Source organism: Cardiobacterium sp. (assembly GCF_057314735.1).
In genome coordinates, this window is the sequence record NZ_DBHKZK010000070.1 from 1 (window position 1) to 15040 (window position 15040).

At 63.3% G+C, this 15040-nt stretch carries 9 protein-coding genes; 6 read left to right on the forward strand and 3 right to left on the reverse strand.

Annotation, left to right across the window (positions count from 1 at the left end):
- The first annotated feature begins 297 nt into the window (after positions 1 to 297).
- Both ACO54Z_RS10450 and ACO54Z_RS10455 read left to right on the forward strand, forming a co-directional pair.
- The gene (locus ACO54Z_RS10450) at positions 298 to 1680 is read left to right on the forward strand and encodes a GNAT family N-acetyltransferase (protein ID WP_485996953.1); all 1383 of its coding nucleotides are present in this window, start codon (positions 298 to 300) and stop codon (positions 1678 to 1680) included.
- A gap of 52 nt (positions 1681 to 1732) precedes the next feature.
- Positions 1733 to 2500, forward strand: coding sequence for an SDR family NAD(P)-dependent oxidoreductase (locus ACO54Z_RS10455; RefSeq protein WP_485996954.1), 768 nt, complete (start codon positions 1733 to 1735; stop codon positions 2498 to 2500).
- 113 nt (positions 2501 to 2613) lie between these two features.
- On the opposite strand, the gene smc is transcribed toward ACO54Z_RS10455, so the two are convergent.
- The gene (gene smc, locus ACO54Z_RS10460) at positions 2614 to 5997 is read right to left on the reverse strand and encodes a chromosome segregation protein SMC (protein ID WP_485996955.1); all 3384 of its coding nucleotides are present in this window, start codon (positions 5995 to 5997) and stop codon (positions 2614 to 2616) included.
- 72 nt (positions 5998 to 6069) lie between these two features.
- On the opposite strand from smc, the gene hemW reads away from it, so the two are divergent.
- The gene (gene hemW, locus ACO54Z_RS10465) at positions 6070 to 7200 is read left to right on the forward strand and encodes a radical SAM family heme chaperone HemW (protein WP_485996956.1); all 1131 of its coding nucleotides are present in this window, start codon (positions 6070 to 6072) and stop codon (positions 7198 to 7200) included.
- 452 nt (positions 7201 to 7652) lie between these two features.
- Entirely contained in the window at positions 7653 to 8498 is an 846-nt protein-coding gene (locus ACO54Z_RS10470; protein ID WP_485996957.1) for a hypothetical protein, read from the forward strand.
- 713 nt (positions 8499 to 9211) lie between these two features.
- Here ACO54Z_RS10470 and ACO54Z_RS10475 read toward each other — a convergent pair.
- Both ACO54Z_RS10475 and ACO54Z_RS10480 read right to left on the reverse strand, forming a co-directional pair.
- Complete coding sequence (locus ACO54Z_RS10475) at positions 9212 to 10915, reverse strand: transferrin-binding protein-like solute binding protein (protein ID WP_485996958.1); 1704 nt, start codon at positions 10913 to 10915, stop codon at positions 9212 to 9214.
- Positions 10916 to 11014: 99 nt separating this feature from the next.
- Positions 11015 to 11938, reverse strand: a complete 924-nt coding sequence (locus tag ACO54Z_RS10480) for a hypothetical protein (RefSeq protein WP_485996959.1) — start codon at positions 11936 to 11938, stop codon at positions 11015 to 11017.
- Positions 11939 to 12089: 151 nt separating this feature from the next.
- Here ACO54Z_RS10480 and ACO54Z_RS10485 point away from each other — a divergent pair, with 151 nt between their 5' ends.
- Positions 12090 to 12797: a 5'-methylthioadenosine/adenosylhomocysteine nucleosidase gene (locus ACO54Z_RS10485; protein WP_485996960.1), complete on the forward strand. Its 708-nt coding sequence runs from the start codon at positions 12090 to 12092 to the stop codon at positions 12795 to 12797.
- Between the two features lie 326 nt (positions 12798 to 13123).
- Positions 13124 to 14362, forward strand: a complete 1239-nt coding sequence (locus ACO54Z_RS10490) for a CAP domain-containing protein (RefSeq protein WP_485996961.1) — start codon at positions 13124 to 13126, stop codon at positions 14360 to 14362.
- Positions 14363 to 15040: the final 678 nt, after the last annotated feature.

The window sequence follows — 15040 nt, forward strand, 5'->3', positions numbered from 1 at the left end:
CGGCACACACCCTACAAACTAATGATGTAGCTCACAAAATCGTCGCCACGCAACCGCATTGGCTTGGGCGTGTTTACGGCTGAATGGTAAACAGGCCTTAACCAAACCTGCGAATGAAATCATCATGTTATGGCCAATTGTAAACAGCGCCTAGAGCCCCCTAACCCAACCTGCCCACTCCCAAAGGTCGGCTATTGCACCGACCTTGCTTCATAAACGCGGGGCGGGGCTTGCCCCATCGCCAACAACAATCCAATATGACGGCGACCACCAATGCCCCGCCAGCCGAACCGCACCATGCGCCGCCTCCTCCTTGTTCCCCCCGCCGCCCTGCCCGCCAGCCATGTCTTTGGCCGCGACCTCGCCTCGCGCGACTACCGCCGTTACCTCGGCCAGACGCGCGACCGTCTCGACTGGGACGCCAGCGGCGGCCTCCAGCCCAACGCCTTCGCCGCCCTCGCTGCCACCCTCGGCGACGGCCACGATGCTCGCCTCTATCTGCCCGAACACTATCCCTACGGCGACCCCGACCACCGCCGCCTGCTCGACTACGGCGAACCGCTCGCCGCCTGCCGCGACCATTTCAATACCCGCCTGCGCCGCCTGATTGCGGAAACCGGCGCAGCGGAAACCGCGCCGCCGCCGGATACCATCGAACACCGCCACCAGCCGCAAATCATCCTTGGCCGCCGTGGCCGTGGCAAAACCACGCGGCTGGCGGCAAAAATCCGCTGGCTCGGCGGCGTGCGCGTGCTGGTTGTCACCCCCTTTCGCAGCAACCTCGAACGCCTGCGTGCGCTCCTGCCCGATTGCACGAACTGCATTTTTCTGCCGCCGGACGATGCCTTGAACCGCCTGCCGCCTGCTGCGCATCTGGTCATTGACGAAGCCGCCAGCATCCCGCCCGCGCAACTGCTTGCCCTCACCGCGCATTACCCCGCCTACACCGTGGCCGCCACCGAAGACGGCTACGAAGGCCATGGTCGCGCCTTCAGCCTGCACGTCCTGCCCGCGCTCACCGCGCGCGACGCCGCCCGCGTCTATCGCCACCAGCAAGCGCTGCGCCACGCGCACCACGACCCGCTCGAACAAATCCTGGAAAACGCCTTCCTCCTCCACCCGGAAACGGCAACGCCGCCCGCGCCCGCGACCCTCCGCCGCGTCAGCCGCGACGAACGCGCCGCTGACGAAACGCTCCTGCGCGCCATCTACAGCCTGCTGCACCAAGCGCATTACCGCACTAGCCCGGACGATCTCAAACAACTGCTCGACCTGCCCGGGCAAAGCCTCTACATCGCGACAACCGGCGCGCAAGTCGCGGGCGTGCTGCACATCCGCCACGAAACGCCGCTGCCGCCCGACCTCGCTAACGCCGTCATGCGCGGCGAACGCCGCCCGCAAGGCCGCCTGCTGCTGCAACAACTGCTCGTCCGCACGCAAAACCCGGCGTACAACCGCCCGCTCGCCCGCGTCAGCCGCATCGCCGTCCACGCTGCGCACCGCCGCCAGGGCATCGCCGCCGCGCTGATTGCCCGCGCCCGCGCCGACCTCGCCGAACCACTCGGCGTCAGCTACGGCCACAGCGAGGAGCTGGCCGCCTTCTGGCAAGCGCTGGGCTTCCGCGAAATCCACCGCAGCACGAGCGGCAAGACGCGCCCAACCAGCCTGCGCCTCGCTTGACAGCCCGCAGCGCCGTCGGCACACTCGCGCCGAACCCCCACCAGACCGCCCCATGAACCCGCAAACCCTACTCATCACCGGCGCCAGCTCCGGCCTCGGCGGCGCCATCGCCCGCCATGCCGCCGCCTGCGGCCATCACCTCCACCTCGTCGCCCGCCGCCGCGACGCCCTCGCGCAAACTGCCGCTACCTGCGACCGCGCCGCAAGCATCACCCTGCACCCGCTGGACCTCGCCGATGCCGACGCCGTTGCCCAATGGCTGCCGACCCTGCCGCCGCCCGACATTCTGATTAACAACGCGGGCAGTGGTCTGTTCAAACCCGCGCTGGAGACGACCGACGGCGAAACGGCGGCGATGCTGCGCCTCAACACCCTCGCCCCCATCCAGCTCATCCACGCGCTGGCACCGGCGATGGTGGCGCGCGGCCACGGCCACATTATCAACATCATCTCGCAGGCGGGCAAAATCGCCACGCCGAAGACTGCCGCCTACGCCGCGAGCAAACACGCCCTGCTCGGCTACAGCAACGCCCTGCGCCTGGAGCTGGCGGGCAGCGGCGTCTTTGTCACCAGCGTCAATCCCGGGCCGATGCTGACTGCCTTCTTCGACCACGCCGATCCGGATGGCGCCTACCAGCAGGCGCTGGGCCGCTTCTGGCTGACCGATGCCGACGCGCTCGCCGCGACCATCTGTGCCGCCTTCAATCGCCGCGTGCGCGACATCAACCGCCCGCGGCTGATGGAAACCGCCGCCCGCCTCTATCCGCTCGCCCCACGCCTCGGCGACTGGCTGACGCGGCGGTTTTTCAGCAAAAAATAGACCGGGCATCGCGCCCGGTTTTTCATTAATAGTGCGCCGGGTCGCCCCTATGACTACGCGCAGCATCCGGGTTATGGCGATGGTGTTGCGGCGGTGGGGCAAGCCCACCCTGCTTAATCACCGAATTGCACCGCGACGAGGCGGGAGACGCCCGGTTCGCTCATGGTGACGCCAATCAGTTGGTCGCAGGTTTGCATGGTGCGTTTGCGGTGGGTGATGACGATGAATTGGGTCTGCCCCGCCATTTCCCGCAGGAGCGCGCTTAGGCGGCCGACATTGGCGTCGTCCAGCGGCGCATCGACTTCGTCCAAGAGGCAAAACGGCGCGGGATTGAGGCGGAACAGGGCGAAGACGAGCGCGAGGGCGGTCAGCGCTTTTTCGCCGCCGGAGAGGACGCTCAGGTTTTTGACTTTTTTCCCCGGCGGGCGCACGGCGATGGTGATGCCCGCCTCCAGGATGTCGCCTTCGGTCCAGGCGAGTGCGGCTTCGCCGCCCCGGAACAGGAGCGGAAAGAGGCTGGCGAAGTGGCGGTTGACGATTTCGAGGGTGTCTTGCAGGCGGCTGCGCGTTTCGTTGTCCAGTTTGGCGATGGCTTCTTCGAGCAGTTCGAGGGTTTGGCGCAGGTCGCGGCATTGTTCGTCGAGGTGCTGGTATTCGGCGACGGCGCTGTCGTAGTCGGCAATGGCAGCGAGGTTGACCGCGCCCAGCGCTTCCATGCGCTGTTTGTATGCGCGGATGTCGGCGGTAAGCGCCGCTTCGTCCGGCGGGTTGTCGTCGTCAATGGCAAGCGGTTCGCGCCCTTCGCTGAGGAGTTCGGCGGTGATGCGCTGCAACTGCTGCTGGATTTGCGCGAGGTTTTCTTGGTGGTGGTTAAGGCGCGCTTCGGCAAGGGCGCGCTGGTGCTGGCGTTCGCGCAGCGCTTCTTGTTCACGGTGCAGGTGGTGCGCCTGTTCTTCAACCGCACGCGCCGCCTGCGCCCGCCGCTGTTCGTATTGTTGGTGTTCTTCTTCGCGCGTTTCGTGGCTTAAGTGTTTTTCTTCAAGCTCAAGCGCGAGGGTTTCGCTTTGTTCTTGTAGGGCGGCGAGGGTTTCTTCCGCTTCAAGGCGTTCGGCGGCGAGGCGCTGCGCCTGTTTGTCGCCGACAACGAGGTGGGCGCGGTGCTGCTCAAGCGCCGCTTCACTAGCGCGCTGTGCGTTTTGTTGTTGTTGCCAAGCGGCGTCTGCCTGTTGGTAGGCGTCGTGCGCGGCGCGGAAGGCGCTTTCTAAGGCGCTCACCGGCGGCAAGGCGGCAAGGGCGGCGGCGGCCTGTGTTGCTTCTTCTTGCGCCTGTTGTTGTTGGCGGCGGGCGGCGGCGATGTCTTCGGCAAGCGCTTCGGCGGCGCGCTGTTGTTGTGCGCGCAGTTGCGCGCGGTGCGCGGTTTGTTGCGCAAGCAGGGCGAGGCGGTGTGCGAGGTCGCGTTGTTGTTGTGCGCTTTGTTGTTGTTGGCGGCGGGTCGCCTCGTCTGCCGCGCGCGCGCGGGCGAGGTTGTCGGCAGCGCTTTCGAGGGCGGTTTCGAGGGTTTGTAGCGTGGTTTCGCTTTCTTGTAATTCGGCTTCGAGGTCGTGGATTTGTTGTTGTCGCGCCAGTTGGTCGTCGCCGCTTGCCGCTGGTTGCACGCTGTTGTCGCTGATGACGCTGCCGTCGAGGGTGAGGTACTGCACGCCGGGGGCGAGTTGGTCGCGGGCGATGTCGGCGTCGTGTGCGGCAAGTGGCTGGAGTGCGCCGAGCCAGGGGTGGAGGTCGGCGTCGCTCTGGATGTGCACCTGCCAGGCGGCGGGGACGCTGCCGCGCGCCAGTTGCGCGCTTTGGTGGGCGAGCGCGGTTTGCCAGTGTTCTTCGCCGAGGGCGGCGTGCAGGCGTGCGCCGAGGTAGCGGCTGAGGGCGGTTTGCCACTCTGGCGCGACGTGCAAATGGTCAAGCAGTTGCGGCGCGGCGGCGAGTTCGGGCGGTTGTTCGGGCGGCGCGTTTTGGTGTTTTTGTAGGGCGGCAAGGGCGGCTTGTTGTCCGGCGGCGCGGGTTTGCGCGGCGCGGGTTTGGGTTTGGAGGTGGTCGTGTTGTTGTTGCGCGGCGGCGAGGGCGGCGGCGGTTTGCGCGACGCTGTCTTCGCAGGCAAGCAGGGTTTCGGCGAGGGTGTCGTGTTGGGCTTGCAGGGTCTCTTGTTCGAGGTCGTCGCTGTCGTCGGCAGGCGCTGCGGTGGCGGCAAGGCGTTGTTCGAGGCGGTCGAGTTGGGTTTGGGCTTCGCTGAGGCGGTGCGCGGCGCTGTAGTGGCGGTTTTCGGCGTGGTGGCGGTGTTCGCGCTGCGCGTCCAGTTGGTGCCGCTGGCTTTCGGCGGCGGCGCGCGTTTCTTCGGCGGCAAGGCGGGCGGCGTCCAGCGCGGCGGCGCTCTCGGCGAGTTCGGCTTGCAGGCGGCTGATTTCGGCCTGGTGCTGCGCCGCCTGTTCGTGGTCTTCGTCGTGTTGTTGGGCAAGGCGGGCGAGGCGGGTTTGTTGTTCGCGCGCGTTTTGCGCGAGGTGTTGTTGTTGTTGGCGGCCTTGTTCGAGTTCGCGTCGCAGTTGGGCAAGGCGGGCGGCGCTTTGTAGTGCTTCGTTTTCGGCGGCGTGGTGCGCGGCTTTGGCGGCGGCGAGGTTCTCTTCGAGCGCGGCGAGGTGGGCTTCGTCGATGCCGCTGTGGGCAAAGAGGTCGTTCAGTGCGGCGCGGTCGCGGCTGTATTGTTCTTGTGCGGCTTCGTGCTGGCGGTGCAGTTGGTGGTATTGCCAGCTTTGCAGTTGGTGGCTGGCGGCTTGGACTTGGGCTTGCAGCGCCCGCCAGGTTTTGGCGGTTTCGGCTTCTTGCGCGAGTTTGTCGCGCTGTTTGCCCAGTTGGTGCAGGCGGTCGTCGTGGCGGGTGAGGTGGTCGCGCACGTCACTCATGCGCGCTTCGCTTTCTTTGCGCCGCGTTTTGTAGAGGGCGATGCCCGCCGCTTCTTCGATGAAGACGCGCAGTTCTTCGGGCTTGGCTTCGATGATGCGGCTGATCATGCCTTGTTCGATGACGGCGTAGCTGCGCGCGCCGACGCCGGTGCCTTGTAGGAGTTCGACGATGTCGCGGCGGCGGACGCGCTTGCCGTTGATGCTGTATTGCGACTGGCCGTCGCTCTGCACTTTGCGCGTGATGTTGAGTTCGGCGTATTCGGCAAATGCCCCGCCCGCTTTGCCGTCGCTGTTGTCGAAGTTGAGGGTGACGCTCGCCTGTGCGCCAGCGCGGCGGTTTTTGGAACCGGCAAAGATGACGTCGGTCATCGCCTGGCCGCGCAACTGTTTGGCGGCCGTTTCGCCAAGTACCCAGCGCACGGCGTCGATGATGTTGGATTTGCCGCAGCCGTTCGGGCCGATGATGCCGGTCAGCGGCGCGTCAACGGGGAAGGTGGTGTTGTCGGCGAAGGATTTGAAGCCGGCGAGGCGGATGGCGGTGAGGTGCATTTTTGGAATGGGGGTGGTGCGAGGGGCGCGTATTATAGCGGCGGTTGTTTTTCCCGCCCTGAGCCCCGTTTCATGCCCATCCCGCAAAGTCTCTACATCCACATCCCCTGGTGCGTGCGCAAATGTCCGTACTGCGACTTCAACTCGCACGCGCTGCGCGCCCCCGTTGACGAAGCCGCCTACGTCAGGCATCTGCTCGCCGACCTCGCCCACGACCTCGACCCGCGCCCGATTGAGACCATCTTCATCGGCGGCGGCACGCCGAGCCTGTTCAGCGCCGCGTCCATCGCCGTGCTGCTTGACGGCATCAACCGCCTGACGCCCTTGCCGGATGACTGCGAAATCACGCTGGAAGCCAACCCCGGCACTTTTGAGCAAGCCAAATTCGCCGACTACCGCGCCGCCGGGGTGAACCGCCTTTCCATCGGCGTGCAGAGTTTTGACGCGGCACAGTTGCAGGCGCTGGGGCGCATCCACAACCGCGACGAGGCCTTGCGCGCCGTCGCCATCGCCGAAAAAGCGGGGTTTACCCGCATCAACCTCGACCTGATGTTCGCCCTGCCGGGGCAAGATGTCGCCGGTGCGCTGGCCGACCTCAAACAGGCGACTGCACTCGCGCCGGAGCATCTGAGCTGGTACCAGCTCACGCTGGAGCCGAACACCGCCTTTTACGCCAACCCGCCCGCCCTGCCGGACACGGACACGCAAATCGACATTTTTGAGGCGGGCAGCGCGCATCTCGCCGCGCACGGCTACCGCCAGTACGAAACCTCCGCCTGGCGCGCGGGCGAGCCCTGCCGCCACAACCTCAACTACTGGCAATACGGCGACTATCTCGGCATCGGTGCGGGCGCGCACGGCAAACAGACGCGCGACGGCGTCATCAGCCGCAGCAGTAAATACCGCGCGCCGGGGGCATACCAAAAGGCGGCGGGCGCGGACGGCAACCCCTACCGCGACCAGCGCTTCACCGTGCCGCGCGACGAACAAGCCTTTGAATTTATGATGAACGCGCTGCGCCTCAAGGACGGCGTGCCGACGCAGTATTTAGCAGAGCGCAGCGCGCTGACGCTGGACGATGTGCGCCCGACGCTCGACCGCCTCGTCGCGCAGGGCTTGCTTGAGTCCGCCATCGAGCAGCGGCTGAAAACGACCGAACGCGGCTTCGCCCTGCTCAACAACGTGCTGGATGCGTTTCTTTGAGAGCCTGTTTGGAGCTGCGGGTAAAAGCGAAATTCCCCTCCCCCGCAGGGCGAAGCCCGCAGCGGGGGAGGGCCAGGGTGGGGGTGAGCGATATAGCTCATGAACTGAAATTCTGCTTTTTCAACTACTTGCCACCCTCACCCCAACCCTATCTCGCTGCGCGAGCTGTCCCAGTCCCACAGGGAGAGGGGGTGTATTGGCTGTTTTCCCGGTTTTTAGTTCCCTACACAAGCACACGGAAAAATGCGATTCCCCAAATTTTCAGCCCCTTAGAGAGGCCCCCTCCACGCCATGACCGGCAAAACACAGGGGCGATGCGGAAAGCGGGCTTTATCAGGCTGGCCATAACCTGCACAATAGCGGGACGGTCGGGACGAAATCCGACCGGAGCGCTGTCCGTGCATATTGCGGCGGACGGTTTTTACTCGGTATCAGTCCACAGGAGTACCACCATGACCGAAAAAAATGCCCTGCGCCTCATCACCACCGCCTACCTGCTGCTGTTGGCGATGGCCATCAGCAACGCCATCGCCCACCTGACCCAGCCCGGCTTCCTGCTGCCATCGGCGACCGTCGCCCGTGGCGCCGACATCGCGCTCAACGTGCTGCTGCTGCCGCTTGTCGCCATCGTGAGCGGTTTCCTCGTGGTGAACGACCGGCGTGTCCGCCGCGGCGAAGCGAAGCGCTGCCCCGCCCGCTTTGAGGATTTGGGCATCACGCTGGTGCTGTGCTTCGTTCCTTCATGGCTGGCCGGGTTTGGCGTTCACCGCCTGCTGCTCGCGCCGCTGCAACTCGCCTTTGACGCCGTCGTCATCCATCGCTGCCTGCGCGCGCTCAAGTCATCCGCGTCCCGGCAGGGGGAACCCGTCCGGGTTGCGCCGCCCGCGCACCCCATCAGCGCAAAAACCAACCGCCTGCTGCTTGTCTGCGGCCATGCGCTGCTGCTGGCCGCCTTCCTCACCTGCATCCCGGCGCAGCTCATCCATGCCGACATCTGGCCCGCGCAAACCGACATCCATGCGGCCAATACCGCGCACGCCGCGCTGCTGCTTCTGCTCGCGCCCTTCCTCCTCTGGCTCTACCTCGCCCGCGCCAGACTGCCGCTGCCGTACGGCGACCAAGCGGGCGTGCTTGCCCTGTTCTTCTTCATCCTGCTGCTGATGCTCAGCCCGGCCACCACCACCGCGCCACAGCAAGGCTTCGCCTGGCTGTCGCTGCTGCTGACGGTTTCGCTGCCGTGCTGCCTGCTGCTTGGCGCCATCCGCCATTTCCGGCAAACACCACCCGCGGCGGCATAAACACGCCGGAGGCTGGTTCTGCGCGCAGGACGTGTGGCGGCGCAGCCGACGCGCACGCGGTGAAAGACGGGAAACGCGTGCGTGTGCCCCTTCGAGCCGGATTACAGCTTGCCCGGTCGGTTTCCCGCAATCGCACCCGTGGTGGGGCAAGCCCCACCCTACAATGCCGCTGATATAGCAACACCGTCGCCCATAATCCGGACGATGCGCCGGGAATGCTGTGCGTGTAGGGCGCGCCTCAGCGCACCATCCAGGTAATGGCGACGATTTCGCAGCTACAGCGGCGCGCCTTGTCTTAAACTTTCGGTGGATGGCTATAAAAACGGGGAACGCGAGCGTGCGCTCCTTTGAGCCGGATTACGGTTTGTCCGGTCGGGTTTCCCGCAATCGCATCCGTGGTGGGGAAAGCCCCACCCTACAATGCCGCTGATATAGCAACACCGTCGCCCATAATCTGAGCGATGCGCCGGGGATGCTGCGCGTAGGGTGTGTGCCGCAGGCACGCACGCGGTTCCCGATGCAAAATTCCCCGCGTGCGTGTCGGCTGCGCCGCCACACACCCTACGCACGGAATCCGCCATAGGGTGCGCCTCGGCGCACCATCCAGGTAATAGCGACAATTTCGCGGCTACAGCGGCGCGCCTTGTCTGAAACTTTCGGTGGATGGCTATAAAAAACGGCCTCTTGCGAGGCCGTTTTGTTTTTGCGGACGGTTACGGATTGTTGTTGCCGTAGACGTTGTTGCTGTCGTCTCCCTGGAAGGTATTGCCGCCACTGCCGCCGGTTTTGGCCGCGCCGAAGACGCCGCCCCAGTCACCATATTCGTAGGCGGAGCCGTATTTGTCGTCGGGCTTGACCGAGTTGAAGGCGCCGCCCATTTCGTCGGCATTCTCGCCGAAGAAGGCGCCACGGAAGGCGGCTTCGTCGTTGCCGGGGATGTAGGCGCGGTCTGCCGTGCCGATGATGGTGTTGCCGATGACATCGCCCTGGAAGTGGACGAGTTTGTCCTTGAGCACGGTCGGTTTGTCCAGGCTTTGCAACCAGGCGTTATAGACGTCGCCGGTGACTTTTTTCTGGCCGACGTTAAAGGTGGCATCGACGAAGTTACCCAGCCCCATTTTGGCCTGGTCAAAGTCGAAGGCGTTGGGCAGTGAATGGCCGCCGCCGACGTTGTTGGCATCGCCGGTGATGCCGTGGAAGCGGTTGTTGATGCCGTACATCAGCGCGTGGCCGCTGTACTGGAAGACGGCATCGCTCGGCAGCGCCGCCATCTGCTCGATGCTGGTCGCGTTCACCCCACGGAAGAAGTAGTGATCGACGCCGTTCGGGTCGTTTTTGTAGGTGAGCGGCGCGCGGAGGAAGCCGTTATCCAGCAGGTTTTCGCCGTCGGCGAGGTCCAGTTTGGTAGTCACCCGCCCGTACTGCACATATTTGAGGGTCGTGGGGATGGCGCCGATGCTGTATTCGTTCGGCGGGCTTTCCAGATCCGACCAAAATTCATGCATATAGCTTTTGCCGCCTACGGTCCGCTGCTGTTTGGAGGAAACCGCCAGCTTGTTTTTGACCTGGGCGACGAAGGAACGCGCACCGCTGTAGCTGTTCAGGCTGACCGGCTGGATTTGGCCTTTTTCCTGGTCGGCCCAGGCGAGGTGGTAATGGCCGAAGATGCGCGTCTTGGTGTTGTGGTGATCGACCCATTTGCCGTTTTCCCATTTCAGCTCTTCGCCGAGGGTGGCGCGACCGGGATTGTTGCTGTTGCGGTACGGGTCGCTGTCGCCAACGCGAATGAGGCCGTTGGTGATGTCGCCGGTCGGCTGGATTTCGAGGTCGCGGTCGCGCACTTTCGGACCGCCCTGGTTGTTGCCGTCTTCGCCCCAAACGAGGGCTTCCTTGCCTTCGCCATCGACGTTGTTATCGACGCGGCGGGCGCGCGGGTCCCAGCCTTCCAGCGTCGCCCAGTTTTCAAAGGCGCTGTCTTGGGTACTCCACCAGATGAGGTTGGCGCCGAATTTTTTCTCGTATTCGGGTTTGTAACCGGGGGTGCCGGGTTTCCAGATGCGTTCATCGCTATAGCGGATGGGGTAGCCGTCGTAGGGGGAACCGCTCTGCAATTCTTCGCGCCAGCCGTCGTAATGCGGGCCGCGAAATTCGCCTTGTTTGCCGTTCCCCTGGTTGGCGGCATCTTTCCACTCAACAGTCAGTTTCCAGTTGCGGGTTTGTCCGGTGCCTGTTGCGGCGCAATTGTTGCCGCAGTCGCTCGTCTTGTTATACGCATTGACGGGACTGGCAGCCCGCCAGTCATAGATGGCATTGCCACTGGCGTCTTTTCGTCCGGTATCGTAACTTTCCTGATAATTCCAGGTTTGCACCAGCGTCCATTTCCAGTCATTCGGCACCGGATTTTTCAGCGGGCGCAATGATTTGTGCTGGCGAATAGCGGTGAAGTCATCGCGATCCAGATAGATATGTTCGTGGGTGTAGTTCGGATTGGCGTTGAGCGCACCGCCAAATCTGCCCTAAGTTTCTTTGCGGTAAGACTCATTGGGATAACGCGGCTGTCCCGGGACATAGTTGGGATAATACGGCGTTTCTGCCATATATTGCGGATAGGCGCCATTGGGCCAGGTGCCGCTATATTGGCGTACTCTCCAGTCCACCGCATAATCATCGGCAGAATTGTTTTTCCATTTGTGCGCATAGCTGGCATCATTATTGGGATCCCGCGTATTACCGTCGGCAATTCCCATATTGCCATTGCGCGTAATGCTGTTATCAAATTTTTGTCCCCACGGAATCGGCCACGGCCCGACGCCAATGTTGGGTGCATGGCGGGTAATATCACGCCCTTCCTGGGTGTAATACGTGGAATCGACTTTCAGATTGGCTTCCATTTCTGCCAGCGGATATTTTGGCTGGTCTGGTTTAAGAAATTCGGTTCCTTCTTTTTTATCCATCAATGCCCGATGCACAGCTGGATCATTGCCAACATTGGTATTGGGATAATCCACATACGGCTGTTTGTATTCATAGCGCAGGGTATAGACGTGATCGACCCGTTCGCGGGTAAATTCGCCTTTTTTGTCGAGATTATTTTCGATATGGGTGTCAATGTCGTGTGTCACCGGATCGAGGCGGCTGTCCGCCTTGCTAAAATCGGCCGAGCCGAATTGTTTGAATGAACCGGCGAGAATATCGACGTTTTCAAAGTTCGAGACTTGCAGGCTTGGCGTCGTTTGCGGCTTGCCGTCGCGGGCGAGCGGCTCGGCTTCCAGTCCGCCGGTGAATTGCGCGCGTACGCCCCGGTCTTCCTCGCGCTCCAGGTCGCGACGGGCAAGGACGATATTAGTCAGTGGGCGACCATGATCGCCACGGAGAGGTTCGTCAATTCCATATGGTGAGTTCCTGGTTTGAAAACGCCGCGGATTTACGGCGCGGCGCATTATAAATGTGAACTTACCGGCGGAAAGAAAAAGTTTTTTACCGGGTTGGCAAGCATTTTGCTAAGCGGCGCCGCCCGGGTAGGGAAGCGTGGCATCTGCCGCCGCGAATCCCGTACAATGCGCCGCGAAAATCCATATGGAGAACACAGACATGACCCGAAAAACCGCCCCCGTCGCCATCATCGGCGCGATGGAGCAGGAAGTCGCCCTGCTGCACAGTCGCATCAGCCAGGCGCAACAGGAAAAAGTCGCGCATATCGCCATCACCCGCGGCCTGCTTGCGGGCAAACCGGTGCTGCTCGCGCAGAGCGGCATCGGCAAGGTGAACGCCGCCATCACCACCGCCGTGCTGCTGGAGAAATTCGGCGCCGGCTGCGTCATCAACACCGGCAGCGCCGGCGGCCTGCAAGGCGGGATGAAGCAGGGCGATGTCGTCGTCGGCATTCAGACCGCGCACCACGACGCCGACGCCACCGCTTTCGGCTACGCCATCGGCCAGTTGCCGCAGATGCCCGCCCGCTACGACAGCGATGCCGGGCTGATTGAGCACGCCGCCCGCGCCGCCATCGCCTTTGACGGTGCCGCCATCCACCGCGGGCTGATTGTCAGCGGCGACCAGTTCATCAATCACCCCGACAAAATCGCGCGCATCCGCGCGCATTTCCCCGATGCGCTCGCGGTGGAAATGGAAGCCGCCGCCATCGCCCAGACCTGCTACCAATTCGCCCGCCCCTGCGTCATCATCCGCGCGCTGTCCGACCTTGCCGACGGCGAGGCGGAATACAGCTTCGAGACTTTCCTGCAAATGGCGGCGACGCACTCCGCCGAGATGGTCGAAAACCTCGTCAAGGCCTTATAAAAAGTATTCCCCCTCCCCCGCAGGGCGAAGCCCGCAGCGGGGGAGGGACGGGGTGGGGGTAAATCAAGGCGCTCCACAAGTTTGATGCCAGTTTCGCCATATGGCATTTTGGCATCCGCTGCGGCGATGGAACTGTATTGTCCTGTTGGCGCAGGAAATGATGTTGTATTGAAGCAAGTCATATTTTTTGTGGTCATTACGTTCGCTACCCCCTCCCCAACCCTCCCCCGCTGCGGGCGCTAACACGCCCTGCAGGGGAGGGAGCCAAACGATGCCTTCCTGACATTAGTTTCAAACCTGTTATTGCACCCGCAAAGGAACCCGCCATGAAACTGCACACCCCCATCAGCCTCCTCATCCCGCTCCTGTTCACCGCCTGCGGCGGTGGCGGCGACAACACCCCCGCCGACCCCAAACCCGCGCCGCCGGTCGCCACGCCGGACAACAAACCACAGGCGGTGCTGGAAGACGTCAGCCTCGGCGACATCATGCTGCCGCCGCGCAGCGTCGCCCGCCCGGACGCCGCCACCCGTGCCAAGCTGGACGAAGCCTTCGCCGCCACCAACCAGTTGCGCGCGGAAAAAGGCCTCGCGCCCCTCACTTACAACGACAGCCTCGCCGCCTACGCCACCATCCGCGCCAAAGAGCTCGCCACCCAGGGACAACAGATTGAGCACAAACGCGCCAACGGCGCCAACCCGCTCGACGACGCCAATTTCAGCGGGCGCGGCGCGCTTGCCGAAAACATCGGCGCCGACAAAAACGGCAGTGCCGCCAGCATCATTCAGGCTTGGCGCAACAGCCCGCACCACTACGACACCATCATCAGCAAAGACTTCCAGAACATCGGCATCGGCTACTACTACGACCCGAACAGCGTCTGGAAATACTACTGGGCGCAAACCTTCAGCGGCGGCAGCACCAACAGCATTTACCGCTTCATCGCCCCGATTGACCCCGCCGCCGCCCGCGACGCCGTGCGCAACGCGGTGCAATACGACAGCGCCGCTCGCCTCACGATTAACGCACCGCTGGACCGCCTCGGCGGCGGCGACACCCACCTCGTCAGCCTCGGTCGCGAGCACCGCATCAACCTGCTGCCGCCGCGCAACCACGGCTGGTCGTACCAGACCTTTGGCGCCATCAGCGACAACAGCGGCGTGCCGGAAGCCTATCTCAACGTGGGCAAACCGTTCGTGCCGGGCGACGGCGCCGAGCTGCACGCGAATTACCGCGGCACGGCCATCGGCGACCTCGGCCAGCATGACCGCGTCAATGCCGACGTCAGCGCCCGCCTCGATTACGGCCAAAGCAGCAAAACGCTCAGTCTCAATATTCACAACGCCACGCGCAGCAGCCTGAACGTCACCAGCAACAACGCGACGCGCGATGCCCGCCTCGATTTCAGCGACACGCTTAACTGGAACGGTAATACCGGACGCTTTGAAAGCGGAACGGGTAACGCCCGCCTCTACGGCGGCGGCGAGGAACTGGGCGGCCAGTTCAGCCGCGCCGTTGGCAATGAAGCCTACCGCGGCGCTTATGGGGCGAAGAAAGTGCAGTAAGCCACGCCAACGCAAAACGCCGACGACCGTCGGCGTTTTTTGTGAGTGATTTTTTGATGTCGGCCTATGTTAGAACCTGTTTGGAGTCTGCGGGTACAAGCGGAATTTCCCCTCCCCCGCAGGGCGAAGCCCGCAGCGGGGGAGGGACAGGGTGGGGGTGGGCGATATTGCTCATGAACTGAAATTACTGTTTTTCAATGGATTTTCTACCCCCACCCCGACCCTCTCTCTTGCTTCGCAAGCAATGCTTGTCGCTGCGCGAGCTGTCCCAGTCCCACAGAGAGAGGGGGACATAGGCGGTTTTATAGCCATCCACCGAAAGCCTCATACGGTGTTGCGTCGCTGTAGCCGCAAAATCGTCGCTATCACCCGGATGGTGCGCCGAGGTGCACCCTATGGCGGATGGCTGTGCACAGCCGACACGCACGCGGGGAATTTTGCGTCGGGAACCGCGCGCGTGCCTGCGGCACACATCCTACAAATCAATAGACTTCCTTCCAAACCATAACTTGCACGGAACCCGACAAAATTCCAAACCTGCTGGGCTGTTGTCTGCTGCCCCCACCCTAACCCTCCCCCACAGGGGGAGGGAACTCATTGGCTGCAAAAATAGCAACAGTTTCATAACTATCCATATGCGATATGGCAGCGTGCGTAGGGTGGGGCTTGCCCCACCGC